Source organism: Streptomyces sp. NPDC031064 (assembly GCF_055570965.1).
In genome coordinates, this window is sequence record NZ_JBVIGF010000010.1 from 305,321 (window position 1) to 322,600 (window position 17,280).

Consider the following 17,280-nt stretch of genomic DNA (forward strand, 5'->3'; position numbering starts at 1 on the left):
CAGGTCTCCTTCGTCGGCCGAGCCGCGTCAGTCGGTGTGCGCGGGCCGTGCCGTGGCCGGCTCCGCGGGTGTGCTCGCGCTGGTCGTCGTGCGAATGGGCCACAGGCTGGACAGCGGCTCACCGGGGGCGCGGGTGGCCGCACGCAGCATCGTGAGCAGTCCTTCGACGAGAGCCCGGGCACTCGACCGGTCGAAGAGCTCCGTGCGGTAGTCCAACGAGAGGGACAGCTCGTCCCGCCCCGGTCCTTCGACGACGGACCAGGAGAGGTCCAGCTCGCTGCGGCCGGGCGGCAGCGTCAGCCGTCCGGCGTCCGTGCCGGGCCACCGCACGGGGGCCGCCTCCACCCCGGCCGCCGAGCCGAGCGTCGCCGGCAGCGCCTGGTGGGAGTACGCCACATCGAACAGCGGTGCCCTGCCGGGCTCGTCGGGCAGTCCGGCCGCGTTCACGATGTCGGCGAGCGGCACGTCCCCGTGCTGTTCCGCGCCGGTGATGGCCCTCCGCACCCGGTCGGTGAGCTGCTCGAAGGACGGGTCGTCGGCCAGGTCCAGACGCAGCGGCAGGCTCCGCGCGAAGGGGCCCACCCTAGTGCGGGCCGCCGAGAGGGGAAGCGCCGTACCGGTCAGCCCGATGAGCGCCTCGTCGGCCTCCGAGTACCGGGCGAGCAGGGCGGCGAGGGCCGCCAGCACGCTCTCCCTCGTCCCGGAACGCACCACCGCGTGGGCGAGGTCGTCGGGCACCCGGCACCCGAGGGTGGCGGTGGCGCGGGTGCCGTGAGCGGGCCGGGCCCGGTCCAGCGGCGGCGCACCATCGGCCAGCCCCGCCAGTGTCCCTCTCCAGTAGGCGAGTTGCTCCTCCCTCCGGGGGCCTGTCCCGGGCTCGGTGTGCTCGTCGGACGGCGTGGACCGCTCGGGCGCCTCGGAAAGCTCGTAAAGCTCGGGCAGCTCGGACAGCTCCGACAGCTCGGGAAGCTCGGCCGGGCGGCCGTCCAGGCGGGCGCCGTACAGAGCGAACAGGTCCCGGAAGAACACCTCCGGCTGACCACCGTCATAGGCCTGCTGGTCGGTGGTCACCAGCAGCACGTGCCGGGCCGGGGCCGTCGTCGCGAGGAGCGCGTGGAGCCGGCGCCCCGATGCCGGATCCAGTACGAGCGCGGCCTCGGCCTGTGCGATCTCCCCGGCCGCGAGGAGGGGCTCGCTCTCACCGGAGACGTCCGCGGTGGTGAAGAAGCCGTCGCCGAGCGACGAGCCGTGCCCCACGGCGTCGACGTTCCTGGCACGCAACACCTCGTGCCGCTCCGCCAGTTCCTCCAGCGCCGCGCGCAGCGCGGTCAGCCGCACCTCGCCGCGCAGCTCGAGGCAGCTCACGACGGGGGTGGCGAGCGGGACCAGCGGGGCGGGCGGCGTGGCCGAGCGGTCCGCGACCAGACCGGTCGCCGAGGGAGGACCGCCGGGGAGGTCGGCGAAGCGCGTGTCCCCGTTGTCCGCGACGGCGTGCAGCAGCTCCACGAACGCCTCGCACATGGCGGAGATCGTCTGGGCGTCGAAGAGCCGCGTCGCGTACTCCATCATGACCACGACGTCGTCCTCGTCCGCCAGCTCGCCGACGACCATGGAGAGGTCGAACTTGGCCGTTCCGGGCGGCAGTCCGGCGAAGTGCGGCAGGATCTCCGGATCGTACGCCGATCCGATGACGATGTCGCCGAAGGCGGCGGCCGGTGGCAGCGTCTGGTGCACGTACATGACGTCGAAGAGGGGGTTACGACTCGGATCGCGGTCGACCGCGACCTCGCGCACGACCTTGTCGAACGGGATCTCCTGATGGTCGAGGGCGCCGAGCACCACCCCGCGCACCTGGCGCACCAGCTCCCGGAAGGTCGGGTCACCCGACAGGTCCGAGCGCAGCGCGATCGTGTTGTTGAAGAAGCCGAGCAGGTCCCACAGTTCGGGCCGGCTACGGCCGATGGTCGCGGTGCCGACGACGATGTCCCGCTGGCCCGACCAGCGTGCGAGCAGCACTTTGAGCGCGGTGAGCAGCACCACGAACAGAGTGGCCGTCTCCTGGGCGCCCATCTCGCGCAGCCGCTGCACCAGTGCGCCCGGGATGGTGAAGCCGTGGGTGGCACCCGCGAAGTCCATCCGGGCGGGGCGCGGCCGGTCGGTGGGCAGCTCCAGCGCGGGCGGGTCGCTCAGCCGTTCGCGCCAGTAGGCAAGTTCGCCGTCCAGGCGCGAGTCGGCCATCAGCTCGCGCTGCCACCGCGCGTAGTCCGCGTACTGCACGGGCAGCGGCTCGACGTCGGGCGCACGGTTCTCCAGGCGGGCCGTGTAGAACTCCAGCAGGTCCCGCATCTGGATCTGGGGAGCCCAGCCGTCGTTCACCGAGTGATGCATGCACCAGCAGACGATGTGGTCGTCCTCACCGAGCCGCACGACGGTCACCCGTACGAGCGGGTCGTCGGCGATGTCGAAGACCCAGCGCGTGGCGGCGGTGACGACCGCACTGACCGCGGTCCCCGGGGCGTCCTCTCCCGAGACGTCCACATACGTGAAGAAGTCGCCCAGTTCCGGTCGGATGACCAGCTCGGGCCTGCCGTCGGCCTCGACGAAATTGGACCGCAGCACCTCGTGGCGCCGCGCCAGGTCCTCCCAGGCGAGGCGGAACTTCTCGACGTCCAGGGGTCCGCGGTACCGGGAGGCGCCGGGGAGGTTGTAGAGCGTGGTCGTCGGGTCGAGCTGGTGGTGGAGCCATATGCGCTCCTGCCCGTACGACAGCACCGGCTCGCCGCCCGGGGTGACCGGCGGCAGCTCGCCGTCGGGCGCCTCGGGGACGACCGGGGCCGGCGGCACGTCGGCGGCGCTCGGCGGTTCCGGCGTGGACGCGTGCGGCGCCCGGTCGTGAATGGCCTTCGCGAGCGAGCTGACGACGGGGTGGTCGTAGATGTCCGCCAGCTTGAGCCGGACCCCGTGCCGCACGCGTACCCGCTCCAGGAGCTGGAGAGCGATGACGGAGTTGCCGCCGATGCAGAAGTAGTCCGCGTCGGCCGGGACGTCATCCGCGTGCAGCAGCTCGACGAGGGTGTCCCGCAGCCAGTCCAGTACGGTCCGGAATTCATCGGTCCCCCCGCCGGGTGCGCGGGCCGGTCCCTCGATGGCAGGCGCAGGCGCGGGTACGGGCGCGGGAGCGGGCGCCGTGGGCGCGGGCGTGGGCACCGGAGCCTGAACGGGAGCCGGAGCAGTGGGCCGAGGGTGTACTTCGTCGAAGGACAGCACCTCACCCAGTGGCCTGGCCCAGCATCGAACGCCGGTGAACGGGTGTCCGGGCAGCGGAACCCGGCGCGCCGACGGGTCGGCCCGCAGCGTCGACCAGTCCAGGTCGACGCCCTCCTCGTACAACCTGCCCAGCAGCTCCAGCACAGCGGCGTCGGCGTCGGCGGCACCGGGCTCCAGACGGAGCACGCGGGCGTCCGCGCGGTCGTGGAGGTGGGCCCTCAACCGGTCGCTGATCTCGCCACGGGACGCCAGCTCCACGAACACCACGGGCCCCTCGGAGAGCTGCTCGTCCGCCGCCGCGTGGAGCTGCTCCACCCGCAGCGGGTCGCCCGCCACCGCCGGGTCCTGCCCGCTGTGTGCCCGCCGCAGCGTGGCGGTGTCCTCGGCGCTGAGATCGCCCCGGAGGTACCGCGCGGTGTAGCGGGAGATACCCGAACTCATCAGCCCGTCCGGCGCGACGCCGGCCTTGACCAGCCGCTGGTACGTCGCGAGTTGCCCGCCGACCATCGCGGCGCGGTCGGCCGGTGCGGGCAACTCGTCCGGCAACCGGCCCGCCGACTGGTCCGGCGACTGCTCCGGCATCCGATCGCGCGGCTCGTAGGGGGTGGCGTCCCCGGAGAGCAGGAAGACCACCCGAGGCGCTGCCATGGAGTCGGTGGCAGCCCCCTCGGCCCCCTCGGCTTTGGCCCCCTCGGCTCCCTCGGCCGCCTCCAGCCGACGCCAGGTGGCCTCGGCGGCCAGGCGTGCCGCGAGCTCAGAGGTGTCCCGGGCGACCACGGACGCACGGCAGGGGTCGTGGTCCCTTCCCTCGTTCAGCGTCCGTGCGACGTCGGCCAGCGGGTGGGCGGTGCGGCGCAGTTCCAGCGACAGCCGCTCGCACTGGGCGAGCAGGTCCGCCCGGCTGCGGGCGGACACCGCGACGAGCTGCGGGGCACCGCCAGTGGGGCGTACCGGGGAGGGCACCGGGGGCTGCTCCACCACGCAGTGCGCGTTGACGCCGCCGAGGCTGAACGAGCTGACGCCCGCCCGGCGCGTCTCGTCGTCCCACTGCTCGAGCGAGGTGACGACCTCCAGGCGAGCGCCTTCGAGGTCGACCTCGTCGGCGGGCTCCTCGAAGTGCAGCGAAGGGTACAGCTCGCCGTGGTGCACGCTGAGTACCGCCTTGACCAGCCCGGCGATTCCGGCGGCGTGGTCCAGGTGCCCGATGTTGGTCTTGACCGAGCCCACTTTCACCGTGCGGTCGCCGTCGGGGCGGGCGAGGGCCAGGCCCTCGGCCTCGACCGCGTCGCCGAGCCGGGTGCCCGAACCGTGCGTCTCGATGTATCCGGCGGTCGCCGGGTCCAGCGAGGCGTTGCGCCACGCCTTGGTGATGGCCTCGGCCTGCGAGCGGGCACTCGGTGTGCTGATGGTCGCGGAGTGCCGGCCGTTGTGCACCACGGCGCTGCCACGGATCACGGCGTGGATGAACGCGCCCTCCGCCAACGCCCGTTCCAGCGTGGTGAGGACCACCACCGCGCCGCCCTCGCCCCAGCCCGCGCCGTCCGCGGCACGGTCGAACGCGCGGGACCGGGCGGTGGGTGAGGCGATGCCGGGGAAGTCGGCCACCGCGGCCACCGGCGGCACGATGTGGCGCAGGCTCACCCCGCCCACGACGGCGTGGTCCGCGTCTCCGTCGCCGAGTTCACGGCATGCCTGATGGACGGCGACGAGGGAGCCGTTGCAGCCGGTGTCCACGCCGTAGCAAGGGCCGGTGAAACCGAAGAGGTGGGAGATCCTGGCGGGCAGGGCACAGGGGATGTTTCCGTTCATGCCGAGGGTGCCGGGCTCGCGCACCAGAGCCGCGTAGCCGTTGTTCGGCGAGCTGAAGATCACCGCTGTCCGGCTGTCCCGGAGCCCGGACGGGGCGTACCCGGCGTTCTCCAGCGCCTCCTGGGTGAGCTGGAGTGCCAGCCGGTGCTGCGGGTCGGTCACCTCCGCCTCCCGCCGCGACAGCCCGAAGCGCTCGTGGTCGAAGAGGTCGATCCGCTCCAGGTAGCCCTGCTCCGGATAGTCGTGCCGGGGATCGAGCCCGGTGGTCCGGATCCGTTCCGGAGGGATGGGACGCACCGAGTCCCTCCCCGCCCGCAGGTTCGCCCGGAAGGCAGTGAGGGAATCCGCCTGCGGGAATCTCGTGGCGATGCCGATCACAGCGACGGCCGGCCTGCCGTGTGTCACGCCCGTACCGCTCATGTCACCTCTCCGTTCGCGCGCGTCAGAGCTCGTATGTGGCCGGTGGGGCGTGTTCCTCGCCGTGCGTGCGCTCGCCCAGGCGGTCGGCGATGCGCTGCGCCTGGGTGGCGATGGTGGCGTAGTCGAACAGCTCGCCCACCCGCAGCGCCTCGGGCCAGAGCTTGTCCAGCCTGTCGTGCAGCTCGATGATTTTGATCGAACTCCCGCCGACGGCGAAGAAGTTGTCGTCCGGGCCCGAACGGGAGTGCCCGAGGACCTCCGCCCAGATCCGGCCGACGGCGAGCCGGTGCCCGCTCCAGTCCCCGCCCACGGCGTTTCCGGAGGCCTGCCGGTCTGCCGGGATCAGCGCGCGCAGCGCGGCCCGGTCGGCCTTGGTGCTGTGGTCGAGCGGCATCCGGTCGACCGGTACGAACAGCGTCGGTATGGCCTGCTCCACCAGTCTGCCTCGACAGTGTTCGCGCAGTCGCGAGGCGTCCGGCGGCCCGCTGCCGGGCGTCGGCAGTACGAAGGCGATGACCTGTGGCTCGTCCTGCCCGGCGCGTTCGCACAGCACCACGGCCTGCTCCACGTCCGCATGGCGTTCCAGCACGCCCGCGATCTCGCCGAGTTCGATCCTCGCGCCGCGGATCTTGGCCTGGTCGTCCGTTCTGCCGTGGTAGTGCAGCGCGCCCCGCTCGTCGACGCTGGCGATGTCCCCGGTGCGGTAGAGGCGCCCGCCCGGCCGCCCGTACGGGTCCGCGACGAAGCGCTCGGCCGTACGGGCCGGCTGGTTCGCGTAGCCGAGTGCCACGAGGGAGCCGCCGACGTAGAGCTCGCCCCGCTCCCCTGCCGGGACTTCACGCAGCCGCTCGTCCAGTACCCAGGTCTGCGTTCCCGGCCAGGGCCGCCCGATGGGGATACGGTCCCGGGTCGGGTCCGGATCGGTCTCGACCGTGCAGGCGATGGTCGTCTCGGTGGGCCCGTACTCGTTGACGAACCCGATCCCCGGCAGTCTCTCCTGGTGCGCGGCCACCATCTGCGGGGTGCACTCCTCACCTCCCACGACCACCAGCCGCAGTGTGTCGGGCAGGCCGCCGGGATCCTGGAGCACCGCCCGGTAGTACGAGGGGATGTTGAACAGGTGTGTGACACGGTGTTCCCTGGCCAGCCGGGTGAACTCCGCCACCCGCACGAGCTGTCGGGGGTCGGGCAGCACCAGCGTGTGACCGCGGGTGAGCGACCAGAACATTCCGCCGAGGATCCCGTCGAAGGACAGCCGCAGCGCGATCAGGAAGACGGAGTGCTCGGTGCCGTACACCGGCCCCCGGCAACTGATGGACGCCGCGAGCTGGCCCCGGCTGACCATCACGCCCTTGGGCACACCGGTGGATCCCGAGGTGTAGGCGACGTACGCGGGGCTCTGCTCGGGGGCCGGTGGGTACGGGTCGGCGGGCGGTTCCTGGCCGGCCTCGACGAGCCGCGTCAGAGGGAGGTCCGCCGCGTCCAGGACCGCCGGCGGGGCGGGCAGCGCCGAGAGCGCGGAGGCCGGCACGGCGTCACCGCCCTCGGTCAGCACCACCGCGCAGTCGACGTCCCGGCACAGCGCCTCGAACCTCCCGGCCGGCAGGTCCGGCTCCAGGACCGCCCAGGTGGCACCGGTGCGCAGTGCGGCGAGCATGGCGACCACCGACAGGGCGCTCTGCCGCGTCCGGACGCAGACGACCCGCCCCGGCCGCAGCCCGTGCTCCCACAGCGTCCGCGCGAGACCGGCCGAGGCATGGTCGAGCTCGCGGTACGTCAGCGAGTCCCCGCCGATGACGAGTGCGGTCGCCTCGGGTGCCCTGACCACCTGGCTCCGGAAGGCGGCCCACACCGGCCGTACCTCCGTGGCGGCGTCGCCGGGGACCGCCGGTGCGTCTGCGGGCACCACCTCATCGGTGCCACCGGGATGTCGGGTCATCGCGGCCTCGCTTCCTGTGTCGTTCGCTGTGCCGTTCATGCCGCACCGGCGATCACGCGCATGTGGCTTGGGGCCTTGGGCAGCGGACGCTCCGGGTCCACGGTGAGCACGAGACGGTCCCCGTCGGTGACCGTCGCCTCGTAACCGGCGAAGCGCATCGTGACCAGCAGGTTCCGGTTGGCCACGGTCGGGATGAAGTGCGCGACGGGGCGCCGGCCGGCCGCCAGGGCCTGCTGGATCAGATGGTGCAGCAGCACGCTCCCCGCACCGCGCGAGGCGACCCGGCAGGACATCAGCATCAGCCGCAGGACCGCGTCCCGCCCGACGAGCGCGGTGACGGCCAGGCCGATGATCCCGTAGTCACCGAAGCGGTCGCGGAGTGTGGCCAGCAGTACCTGGTGATCCGGTGAGGAGCTCAACCGGCGCAGTTCGTCGATGCCGTACGTCAGTCCTGTGCTGTTGAGCTGGTGCGTGCGGACGGTCAGCTCACTGGCCCGGGACAGGTCTTCCTCGGTGGCCGGGCGCAGCTCCATCACCAGGCCGAGCGAGTCGAGGAACGCCTGGCGCCCTTCGGTGAACTCCTCTTCGGCCTGCCGGCGCTGCCACTCGGCCTGGTAGAGGCGGCGTCGCCCGGTGGCCTCCGCGGTGATGTGCTCGGGCCGGAAGTCCTGGTATTCCGGCAGCCGTGCGACCTCCTCCGCCGGGTAGCAGCGGACCATGGGGAGCTCGCTCGCGACCTCCGCCCGTTCCACCGGGTCGTTGTCGATGAACGCGATGGTGTCGAGGCCGATGTTGAGGGCCTTCGCGATCCGGCGCACCGCGGCGGACTTGGTGCCCCAGCCCACCTCTGTCGCGCAGAACCAGTCGGCCAGTCGGCGTTCCGTCAGGTGGCGCTCGGTGACGCTGTGTTCGCCACGGCTGGCGGCGGCGTGCAGGATGCCGCGGCGGTCCAGCTCGGCCAGGGTCTCCAGCGCCGAGGGGAAGGGGGCGGGATCGTCGCCCTCCAGCACCACCCCGTCCCACAGGGTGTCGTCGAGGTCCCACACCAGGCACTTGACGGTGGGCGCGCCCGCTGCCGCCGTCACGGCGTCTCTCCGGGAAGCCGGGGTCCGGCGGGGCGGTCAGTGCCGCGCGCGGCATCGCCGAAGCGCCGCAAGAGGCGCTCGGCTATGTGGAGTTCGGACACTTGCTGTGCTCCTTCGATGATCTCCATGACCTTGGCATCCCGGAAGTGGCGGCCCGCCCTGCTGTCGGGCGCGCAGCCGGCCGAGCCGAGCACCTGAACGGCGTCGCGGCTGACCGCCGCCGCGGCGGAAGCCGCGGCGTATTTGGCCATGAGCGTCTCCGGCACCCCGTGACCCGGGCCGGGGGCCCGTGCCTCCGCGGCCATGCGGGCGAGTTCCCGGGCCCCGGCGGCGCCCACCGCCGCCCTGGCCAGCAGTGACCGGACCAACTGGTGGTCCCCCAGCGCGATGTCGCCCTGCCGACGGACCGCGGCGTGGGTGGCGGCGTCCTCGACGCACGCCTCCGCCATGCCCACGCATCCCCAGGCGACCGTGAACCGGCCGTGGTCGAGCGCGGTGCCGGCCACATGGGAGAGCCCCAGGCCGGGAGGCGCGACGAGCCGGTGCCGGGGCACCCGCACGCCGTCGAAGGACAGATGGGCGATCCGGGCGGCCCGCATGCCGAGCTGGCCGTTCACCGGCTCCCTCTCGACACCGGCGCGGTCCGCGTCCACGAGCACCGTGGCCGGCCTTCCCTCGTACGTGCCGAGGACCAGGAACACGTCGGCGACGGCGCCGAAGGTGACCCACCTCTTGCGGCCGCTCACGACCAGTTCCGAGCCGCCCGACGCCTCGATACGGGCTTCCACCGACCCCAGCGCGCTGCCGGCGCCCTGCTCGGTCGCCGCGAAGCCGGCGGTCAGCTCGCCGTCGGCCAGCCTGGGCAGCCACTCGGCCCGCTGTGCCTCGGTGCCCCAGCGCAGCAGTGCCGCCGCGACCATGCCTTGCACGGTCAGCAGCCCGCGCAGGGCACTGCACTCACCGCCGATCCGTGCGGTGATCTCCCCGAGCGTGAGCGGATGGAGGCCGGCGCCTCCGTACCGCTGGGGCAGGTCCGCGGCGAGCAGTCCCGACGCGGCGAACTCCTTGCGCACCGAGTCGGGCAGTCCGCCGTCCTGGTCCCAACGTGAGGCGCGGTCGTGTGCGCCGGCCGCGAAATCGGCCGCCACCCGGGACAGGTCGACGGGCACTGCGGGCTCCACGCGCTCCACGGGCGGCTGATCCGTCGTCGTGGCGCCGGGCCCGCTCTCAGGAACCCTCGGCATGTGCCTCTCCCCACTCGGGCGCTCCGGTCTTGCGACGGACGAACTCGGCGATGCGGTGGGCGGTCCTGAAGCTGTCCAGGTCCAGGTCCTCGACCTGAACGGTGATGGCGAAGTGGCTCTCGACGAAGGTCACCAGCTCCAGTGCGAACAGTGAGTCGACGAGGCCCTGTGCGAAGTAGTCGTCGTCCGGCTCGACCTGCCGGCGAAGAGCCGCGCTCAGAAAGCCGGTGATCTGCGTGGTGATGTCGTTGTCGTTCATGCCGTGCCCTCCTGTGAACCTGTCTCGACCAACAGCAGACTCCAGGCGGCCACCGGGCTCACGTTGATGAGGACCGCGAGGTCGCCGGGGGCCAGCTCCTTGCGGTCAAGTGCTGTGCGGAGATTGAGGAAGACGTCGTTGGGACCGAGGTGTCCGTACCGTCGGAGGTTGTCCCGGCACGCCGGCAGCAGTTCGACGTCCAGGGAGTCCTCCAGGAAGGTGAAGCTCCCGGCGGACAGGTTCTGGCTGACGAAGCCGGCGACGTCCCCGCGGCCGATTCCGTTGCGCCGCAGCAGGTCGTCCAGCATGGCGGAGAGGTGGTTGCGCGTCTCCATGGCCAGGTGGAAGGAGTAGGTGCTGGGCTCCGTGCACTGTTCGCGCCACTGAGCGGTGGGGCGGTCCCGGTAGTCGACGTGGAAGAGGTCCCAGTAGCGCCCGTTGGTCCGCTGCGCGATGTCGAGTATCCGCGTCCTCCCGGTGCGGGAGAGCAGCAGTGCCTGCCCTCCGTCGCCGTTCACCGTGACGGGGTGGCGGTAGCGCAGGGTGGTGGCCGGTTTGCTGCCGTGCACGACCAGGACGTGGTTCAGGGCGGGGTCTGCGGCCAGCAGTCCGCGGGCCGTCAGCAGGGCCGGGGTGATCGAGACACAGCCGAGCCCGCCCACGGAGAGTGCGGTGGCGTCGTCGGCGCCGAGCCGGTGCTGGAGCCTGGTCGTCTCGGAGCTGAGGAACGTCTCCTGGACCCGCGACTCCACCATCACCAGGGCGCCCAGGTCCCGGGCGTCGAGCCCGGCCTGTTCCAGCGCCCGGCGCGCGGCGCGTTCCGCGAGAGTGACGGCGCTCAGCCGGTCGTCCCCCCGGACCGTGTCGATGCCCAGACCGTCGCGTGTGGCGCGCTCGGTCTCGTCGAGCGTCCGTACATCGGTGATCGGCACAGTGTGCTCGGGCAGATACCAGGCGGCGCTGCGGATGGCGAGGGCTGCTCCGCCAGGCTGGAGGGCCTGCTGGGACACGGTCGTTCCCGCGTTGGCCATATCGCCTCCAGATGCACGCGTACGTCAGGACGTCCCGGATTCTCCCGAGGGAAACTGACGCCGGACTGACGCACCGCTGACGGCAGCCAACGCGCCACGGTCGGCCGAAAGTGTGACTGTCATACCGGTTTGCCCAGGAAGGCACTGATCGGGAACGATCCTTGCCCTGGGTCGCCCTCGGCCCCGCTCGGCCGCCCGGCCGGGCGTCCCCTTCACCTTCTGGGATGTCCGTTCCATGGCTACCCTGTGCCGTCCGGCCGTCGCCGTTCCCGAGCACGTCCTCACCCAGCGCGCGACCCTCGATCTGGCCCGTCGATTGCACGAGGGGCATCCCCAACTGGCGCTCGCGTTACGGCTGATCGAGAACACCGGGGTGCTGAAGCGGCACCTGGTGCTGCCCATCGAGGAGATCCTGCGCCACCCCGGCTTCGAAATCCGCAACCGGACCTACGAGGCGGAGGCGAAGCGGCGCGTCCCCCAGGTCGTACGACAGGCGTTGGAGCACGCCGAGTTGCGGACGCGCGACATCGACCTGATCGTGTACGTCTCGTGCACCGGCTTCATGATGCCCTCACTGACCGCCTGGCTGATCAACACCATGGGCTTCCGGTCCGACACCCGCCAGCTCCCCATCGCCCAGTTGGGCTGTGCCGCCGGCGGGGCCGCGATCAACCGCGCCCACGACTTCTGCACCGCCTACCCCGGGAGCAACGTCCTCCTCGTCGCGTGTGAGTTCTGCTCGCTCTCCTATCAGCCCACCGATCTCGGTGTGGGGTCGCTGCTGTCGAACGGGCTGTTCGGCGACGCGGTGGCCGCGGCGGTGGTACGGGGCAACGGCGGCACCGGCGTCCGCCTTGAGCACAACGGTTCGCATCTGGTGCCGGACACCGAGGACTGGATCGCGTACAGCGTCCGCTCGACCGGATTCCACTTCCTGCTCGACAAGCGTGTTCCCGGGACCATGGAACCCCTCGCTCCGGTACTCGTCGACCTGGCTGGAGAGCATGGCTGGGACGCCTCGCACCTGGACTTCTACATCGTGCACGCCGGTGGACCGCGCATCCTCGACGACCTGTGCCGCTATCTCGGGGTGGCGCCGGAGGCGTTCCGGTTCAGCAGGGCCACGCTCACCGAGTACGGCAACATCGCCAGCGCCGTCGTCCTGGACGCCCTCTCCCGGTTCTTCGACGCCGGCGGCACGGCGGACCAGGGCAGAGGGCTGATCGCCGGATTCGGCCCGGGCATCACCGCGGAGATCTCCCTCGGCCGATGGAGCGCCCCCGGCACGCGCGTCCCCTCGGTCGTCCGACGGCAGCGCTCCGACCCGCCTGCCGTCCTCGACGCCGCCCGCTGACCGCCTGACTCCCGGGCCCGGACGGTGCGTCAGCCCGGGCGCCTTCCCTACGTCGACACGCCACCGAGGACCCACATGAGCACCGCACCCGCCTCCCCAGCCGTCCACTTCTGGAATCCGCCCGACCTGGCCGGGCTCGACTTCGACCCCCTGCTGGCCCGCCTCCTCCACGAGGAGCCGGTGGCGCGGGTCCGGCTGCCCAACGGCGAGGGGTACGCCTGGCTGGTGACCCGCTACGAGGACGTCAGGTTCGTCTCCGCGGACCCGAGGTTCAGCAGGCGGGCCGTCGTCGGCAGGTCCGTCACCCGGGTCGCCCCGCACTTCATTCCGATGGACGGCGCCATCGGCCTCGCCGACCCTCCGGACCACACCCGGATGCGGCGCGTGGTGGCCGGTGCGTTCACCGCCCGCAGCATGCGGCGGCTGGGCGAGCGCGCCCAGCGGGTGATCGACGGACTGCTCGACACGCTGGAGCGGCACGGGCCCCCGGCCGACCTCATGGCCCATCTGAACCGGCCCTTTCCGCTGGCCATGGTCGGGGAACTGATGGGCGTGCCCCGCGACGACTGGCCCCGGATGGCGCACTGGTCGGACACGATCATCTCGGCCGGGGCGGGCCGCTCGGCGAGCGAGCGGGCCAAGGCCGAGATCGCGGAGTACTTCACCGCGCTGATCCGGCGCCGGTGCGGTGCCGTCCCCGCCGTGCCACCGCAGGCCGACGGCACGGAGGAGTACGAGGGGACCGGCCGGACGGACCTGGCGAGCGTTCTGGCACGAGGCGTCGGCACCGGCGCGCTCGACCTCGACGAGGCCGTGGGCCTGGCCGTGCTCGTCCAGATCAGCGGCGCACACGCGGTCCGCAACAACAGCGCCAACATGGTGTACGCGCTCCTCACGCGGCCGGCGCACCTCGCACGGCTGCGCGCCGAACCGGCCCTCGTGCCACGGGCCGTCGAGGAGCTGCTGCGTTACATCCCGCACCGCAACGCCGTGGGGCTCTCCCGTATCGCGCTGGAGGACGTACCGGTGGGCGGGGTGACGATCCCGGCGGGCGACGCGGTGTACGTCTCGTACCTCACCGCCAACCGCGATCCGGACGTCTTCGCCGAGCCCGACCGCCTGGACTTCGACCGGGCCGCCAACCCCCACGTCGCGTTCGGGTACGGCCCGCACTACTGCCCGGGGTCGGCGCTGGCCCGCATGGAGTCCGAGATCATCCTCCGCTCGCTGTGGGACCGCTTCCCCGGCCTGCGCCTGGCCGTGCCGGAGGAGGAACTGCGCTGGCAGCGGGGAGCGCTGATCCGCGGGCCCGAGGAACTGCCCGTCGAGTGGTGACGGCGACCTGGTGGTGTGCGGACGGCCGATGCCCCGAGAGGCCCGGACAGGCAGGAGAGACAGACGGATGACCGTGGTGAACTCGCGCGCGCGGGAGGGGCTGGTGGTGCCGCCCGGGTCAGGGCGGACCGTCAGGACCGCCGCACAGCAGGTGACGTACAAGATCACCGGAGCGCACTCGCGGGTGGCGTCGACCTTCGAGGTCGTCGTACCGCCCGGGTTCGACGTCGGAGCGCACACGCACGCCGACGGGGAGGAACTGTTCTATGTGATCGAGGGCGAGCTCGAGGTCATGGCCTTCGAGCCGCGCGTGCGGACCCGTGACGACTGGCGTTCCTGGGAATCGGCTGGCGGGGACCGGCCGGTACGGGCGACCCCCGGGACGCTGATCCTCGTACCTCCCGGCTGCCCGCACGCCTTCGCCAACCCGACCGGGGAGCCGGCCCGGATGCTCTTCCAGGCGGCGCCGCCACCCCACCACGAGCGGTACTTCGACGAGCTGCTGGAGCTGATGGAGCGCCCCGGCGGACCGGATCCGGCGGCGGTGGCGGGGCTGAGGACGCGTTACGGCATCGAGCAACTGACGCCCATGCGACACCGCCCGGCCGGGCACACCGCCACGGGGGCACCGGGGGACGCCCGGTGACGCGGGCACCACGCCCCGAGGCCCGGACGCAACGGGCCGCGCGCATCCCCGCCCCGCAAGGCCCCGTCGAGGGCGGCTCACGGCCGCCGGTCCCCCGGACACCGGCGGCCGGGCCGCCCGTGCACCACTGGCCCGTGGACCATCTCGGCGCCCTCGACTTCGACCCGCTGCTGCACCGGCTGCTGCGCGAGGAGCCGATCGCCCGCGTCAGCCTGCGGTTCGGTGAGGGCGAGGCATGGCTTGCCACCTCGTACGAGTACGTCAGGGACATCTCGGCCGATCCGCGGTTCAGCCGGGCGCTGACCGTCGGCCGGCCGGTGACCTCCATGACCCCGCACACCGTGGCCCCGGTCGGCGGCATCGGCCGGACCGACCCGCCCGACCACACCCGCCTGCGGCGGCTGGTCGCCCAGGCCTTCAGTCGCAAGCGTGCCGCGGAGCTGCGCGCCGATGCCGAGGAGACCGCCCGGCGGCTCGTCGCGACGATGGTCGCCCAGGGCCCGCCCGCCGACCTGACGGAGGCGGTGACCGGACCGATGCCGGAGCGGCTGCTCGCCGGCCTGTTCGCCGTACCCGCCGCCGACTTCGGGCGGCTCCAGACCTGGCGGGAGGTGATCCTCTCCAGCAACCACTCCCAGGAGGAGGGGAACGCGGTCAAGGCCGAGATCGCCGCCTACTTCCGGGGCCTTGCCGACGTACGGGCCCGGCAGCCGGGCGATGACCTGTTCAGCGAACTGACGACCAGGCAGAGCGCAGGTGCCCTCAGCCGGCCGGAGCTGATCTCGCTGTCGGTCATGGTGGTGCTCAACACCCTCGACCAGATCCGCAACCAGGCGGCGACCATGGTGTACGCGCTGCTCACCCACCCGGGGCAACTGGCCCTGCTGCGGGCCGACCCCACGCTCCTGCCCCGGGCGGTCGAGGAGTTGCTGCGCTTCGTTCCCCAGCGCAACGGGGTCGGCCTGCCACGGATCGCCACCGAGGACGTGGCGGTGGGCGACGTCCTGATCCGGGCGGGTGAGGCGGTGTACGTCTCCTACCTCGCGGCCAACCGTGATCCGCGCGTGTTCACCGAGCCCGACCGGCTCGACGTGACCCGCGACGAGGCCCCTCACCTCGCGTACGGCAACGGCCCCCACTACTGCCTCGGGGCATCGCTGGCCCGGATGGAGTTCGAGGTCATCCTGGCCACGCTGCTCCGGGAGCTGCCGGGCCTGCGGCCCGCCGTCCCGCCCGAGCGGATGCGCTGGCGCCGGGGGTCCATCAACCGGGGCCCGGAGACGCTGCCCGTGGCCTGGTGACGGAGAGGGCACGACGGCCGTGGATGGCCGCGAGGGCGCCGGGCAGGGGAAGGTGCCCGTCAGGCGCCCTCGCGGCGCGCTCTCCCCGGGCTCAGCCCGCGAACCGGGCCATCCAGGCCTCGACGTCGTTCGCGGACCGGGGCAGGGCCGCCGACAGGTTCTCGTGGCCGTCGGCGGTGACGACCAGGTCGTCCTCGATCCGGACGCCGATGCCGCGCCATTCCTCGGGCACGGTGAGGTCGTCCGGCTGGAAGTACAGGCCGGGCTCGACGGTGAGCACCATGCCGGGCTCCAGCACCCCGTCGACGTACTCCTGGTTGCGGGCGTGGGCGCAGTCGTGGACGTCCAGGCCGAGCATGTGACCGGTGCCCGCCATGGTGAAGCGGCGCTGGAGGCCGAGTTCGTAGGCGCGGTCGGCGGGCCCCTGGATGAAGCCCCACTCGACCAGGCGGGCCGCCAGGTGGCGCTGGGCCGCCTCGTGGAAGTCGCGGTACCGGGCGCCCGGCTTGACGGCGGCCATGCCCGCCTCCTGGGCCTCGTACACCGCGTCGTAGGCCTCGCGCTGTACGGGGGTGAAGGTGCCGCTGATGGGGAGCGTGCGGGTGACGTCGGCGGTGTAGAGGGTGCGTGTCTCCACGCCGGCGTCGAGCAGGAGCAGGTCCCCCGGGCGTACCGGACCGTCGTTGTCCGTCCAGTGCATGATCGTGGCGTGCTCGCCGGCGGCGCAGATCGTGCCGTAGCCGACGGAGTTGCCTTCGAGGCGGGCCCGGCGGAAGAAAGTGCCCTCGATCCAGCGCTCGGACGACGCCACTGCGCGGGACAGTTCCCCGATCGCGTCGGTGAACCCGCGCACGGTGGAGTCCACGGCCTCGCGCATCTGGGCCAGCTCCCAGTCGTCCTTGACGAGCCGGAGATCGCTGAGGGCCTCTTCCAGTTCGTCGTCGCGCGCCTCGTCGGTGGTGACGGCGGCCTCCAGGGCCGGGTCGATGCCACGGACGATCCGGGTGGGTGCCTCGAGGGCACCGCCCAGGTCACGGGCCGCCGTGCGGACGTCACGGCAGGGCAGCCCGAGCACGAGTTCCGACTCGGCGAGGGAGCGGCGGCGGCCCATCCACAGCTCGGCCGTGGCGCCCGTCCAGAACTCGTCGTCGTCCCTGGAGTCCCTCGGGAGCTGGTAGCAGTAGGCGTCGTGGCCGCCGTCGGCGCGGGGTTCGAGGACGAGCGCGCCGTCCCGGGCCTGGTCTCCGGTCATGTGCACGTAGCCGGAGTAGGGGCGGAAGGGGTAGGCGTCGTCGTTCGACCGGATCTTGAGGTTCCCCGACGGGATCACGAGGCGTTCGCCGGGGAAGCGCGCGGAGAGCGCGTCGCGGCGGCGGGCCGCGTACGGGGCCTGCTCGTCGAGTTTCAGGTCGTGCCGCTCGGTGTCCGCCCACCCGGTTCGCATCAGGGCGGACAGTTCCTCGGAGATCCCCGCGTACAGACCGTTCTTTCGGCCCTTTGCCACGACGTGCCCCTTCTCTCGGTGGGTTCCTCGACTGCGAGAGCCCTCGCGGCCGCCGTTTTCCGGCGGCGGTCCGGACAGTAGCCCGC

11 protein-coding genes are annotated in these 17,280 nt (G+C 72.5%); 4 read left to right on the top strand and 7 right to left on the bottom strand.

The window, feature by feature from the left end; all coding sequences use genetic code 11:
* Positions 1-27 precede the first annotated feature (27 nt).
* Genes ACZ46W_RS31960 through ACZ46W_RS31985 form a run of 6 tightly spaced genes read right to left on the bottom strand, consistent with a single transcriptional unit; the run spans position 28 to position 11,054 of the window.
* On the bottom strand, positions 28-5,496 hold the full coding sequence (locus ACZ46W_RS31960; protein WP_468345166.1) for a condensation domain-containing protein: 5,469 nt from the start codon (positions 5,494-5,496) through the stop codon (positions 28-30).
* Between the two features lie 22 nt (positions 5,497-5,518).
* A complete protein-coding gene (locus tag ACZ46W_RS31965) occupies positions 5,519-7,435 on the bottom strand; it encodes a non-ribosomal peptide synthetase (protein WP_468345169.1) in 1,917 nt (638 codons plus the stop codon).
* A 35-nt stretch (positions 7,436-7,470) separates the two neighbouring features.
* On the bottom strand, positions 7,471-8,520 hold the full coding sequence (locus tag ACZ46W_RS31970; RefSeq protein ID WP_468345172.1) for an HAD-IIIC family phosphatase: 1,050 nt from the start codon (positions 8,518-8,520) through the stop codon (positions 7,471-7,473).
* Positions 8,517-9,764, bottom strand: coding sequence for an acyl-CoA dehydrogenase family protein (locus tag ACZ46W_RS31975; RefSeq protein WP_468345175.1), 1,248 nt, complete (start codon positions 9,762-9,764; stop codon positions 8,517-8,519). The genes ACZ46W_RS31970 and ACZ46W_RS31975 overlap by 4 nt, the downstream gene beginning before the upstream one ends.
* Positions 9,748-10,023, bottom strand: a complete 276-nt coding sequence (locus ACZ46W_RS31980) for an acyl carrier protein (protein ID WP_468345178.1) — start codon at positions 10,021-10,023, stop codon at positions 9,748-9,750. Before ACZ46W_RS31980 ends, ACZ46W_RS31975 begins: the two co-directional genes overlap by 17 nt.
* Positions 10,020-11,054: a 3-oxoacyl-ACP synthase gene (locus ACZ46W_RS31985; RefSeq protein WP_468345180.1), complete on the bottom strand. Its 1,035-nt coding sequence runs from the start codon at positions 11,052-11,054 to the stop codon at positions 10,020-10,022. The genes ACZ46W_RS31980 and ACZ46W_RS31985 overlap by 4 nt, the downstream gene beginning before the upstream one ends.
* 235 nt (positions 11,055-11,289) lie before the next feature.
* On the opposite strand from ACZ46W_RS31985, the gene ACZ46W_RS31990 reads away from it, so the two are divergent.
* The 4 genes from ACZ46W_RS31990 (at position 11,290) to ACZ46W_RS32005 (ending at position 15,690) form a co-directional block, all read left to right on the top strand.
* Complete coding sequence (locus ACZ46W_RS31990) at positions 11,290-12,408, top strand: type III polyketide synthase (RefSeq protein ID WP_468345183.1); 1,119 nt, start codon at positions 11,290-11,292, stop codon at positions 12,406-12,408.
* A 75-nt stretch (positions 12,409-12,483) separates the two neighbouring features.
* Entirely contained in the window at positions 12,484-13,743 is a 1,260-nt protein-coding gene (locus ACZ46W_RS31995) for a cytochrome P450 (RefSeq protein ID WP_468345185.1), read from the top strand.
* A 67-nt stretch (positions 13,744-13,810) separates the two neighbouring features.
* Positions 13,811-14,389: a cupin domain-containing protein gene (locus ACZ46W_RS32000; protein ID WP_468345188.1), complete on the top strand. Its 579-nt coding sequence runs from the start codon at positions 13,811-13,813 to the stop codon at positions 14,387-14,389.
* A gap of 134 nt (positions 14,390-14,523) precedes the next feature.
* On the top strand, positions 14,524-15,690 hold the full coding sequence (locus ACZ46W_RS32005) for a cytochrome P450 (RefSeq protein ID WP_468345192.1): 1,167 nt from the start codon (positions 14,524-14,526) through the stop codon (positions 15,688-15,690).
* Positions 15,691-15,781: 91 nt separating this feature from the next.
* On the opposite strand, the gene ACZ46W_RS32010 is transcribed toward ACZ46W_RS32005, so the two are convergent.
* Positions 15,782-17,194 carry an aminopeptidase P family protein gene (locus ACZ46W_RS32010; protein ID WP_468345195.1) on the bottom strand — a complete coding sequence of 471 codons (1,413 nt, stop codon included), beginning with the start codon at positions 17,192-17,194 and terminating at the stop codon, positions 15,782-15,784.
* Between the last annotated feature and the right edge of the window lie 86 nt (positions 17,195-17,280).

What these genes read in the sequence shown, in the direction of transcription:
- ACZ46W_RS31960 (WP_468345166.1), bottom strand. Translation starts at nt 5,496, where the DNA reads ATGAGCGGTACGGGCGTGACACACGGCAGGCCGGCCGTCGCTGTGATC.
- ACZ46W_RS31965 (WP_468345169.1), bottom strand. Translation starts at nt 7,435, where the DNA reads ATGACCCGACATCCCGGTGGCACCGATGAGGTGGTGCCCGCAGACGCA.
- ACZ46W_RS31975 (WP_468345175.1), bottom strand. Translation starts at nt 9,764, where the DNA reads ATGCCGAGGGTTCCTGAGAGCGGGCCCGGCGCCACGACGACGGATCAG.
- ACZ46W_RS31980 (WP_468345178.1), bottom strand. Translation starts at nt 10,023, where the DNA reads ATGAACGACAACGACATCACCACGCAGATCACCGGCTTTCTGAGCGCG.
- ACZ46W_RS31985 (WP_468345180.1), bottom strand. Translation starts at nt 11,054, where the DNA reads ATGGCCAACGCGGGAACGACCGTGTCCCAGCAGGCCCTCCAGCCTGGC.
- ACZ46W_RS31990 (WP_468345183.1), top strand. Translation starts at nt 11,290, where the DNA reads ATGGCTACCCTGTGCCGTCCGGCCGTCGCCGTTCCCGAGCACGTCCTC.
- ACZ46W_RS31995 (WP_468345185.1), top strand. Translation starts at nt 12,484, where the DNA reads ATGAGCACCGCACCCGCCTCCCCAGCCGTCCACTTCTGGAATCCGCCC.
- ACZ46W_RS32000 (WP_468345188.1), top strand. Translation starts at nt 13,811, where the DNA reads ATGACCGTGGTGAACTCGCGCGCGCGGGAGGGGCTGGTGGTGCCGCCC.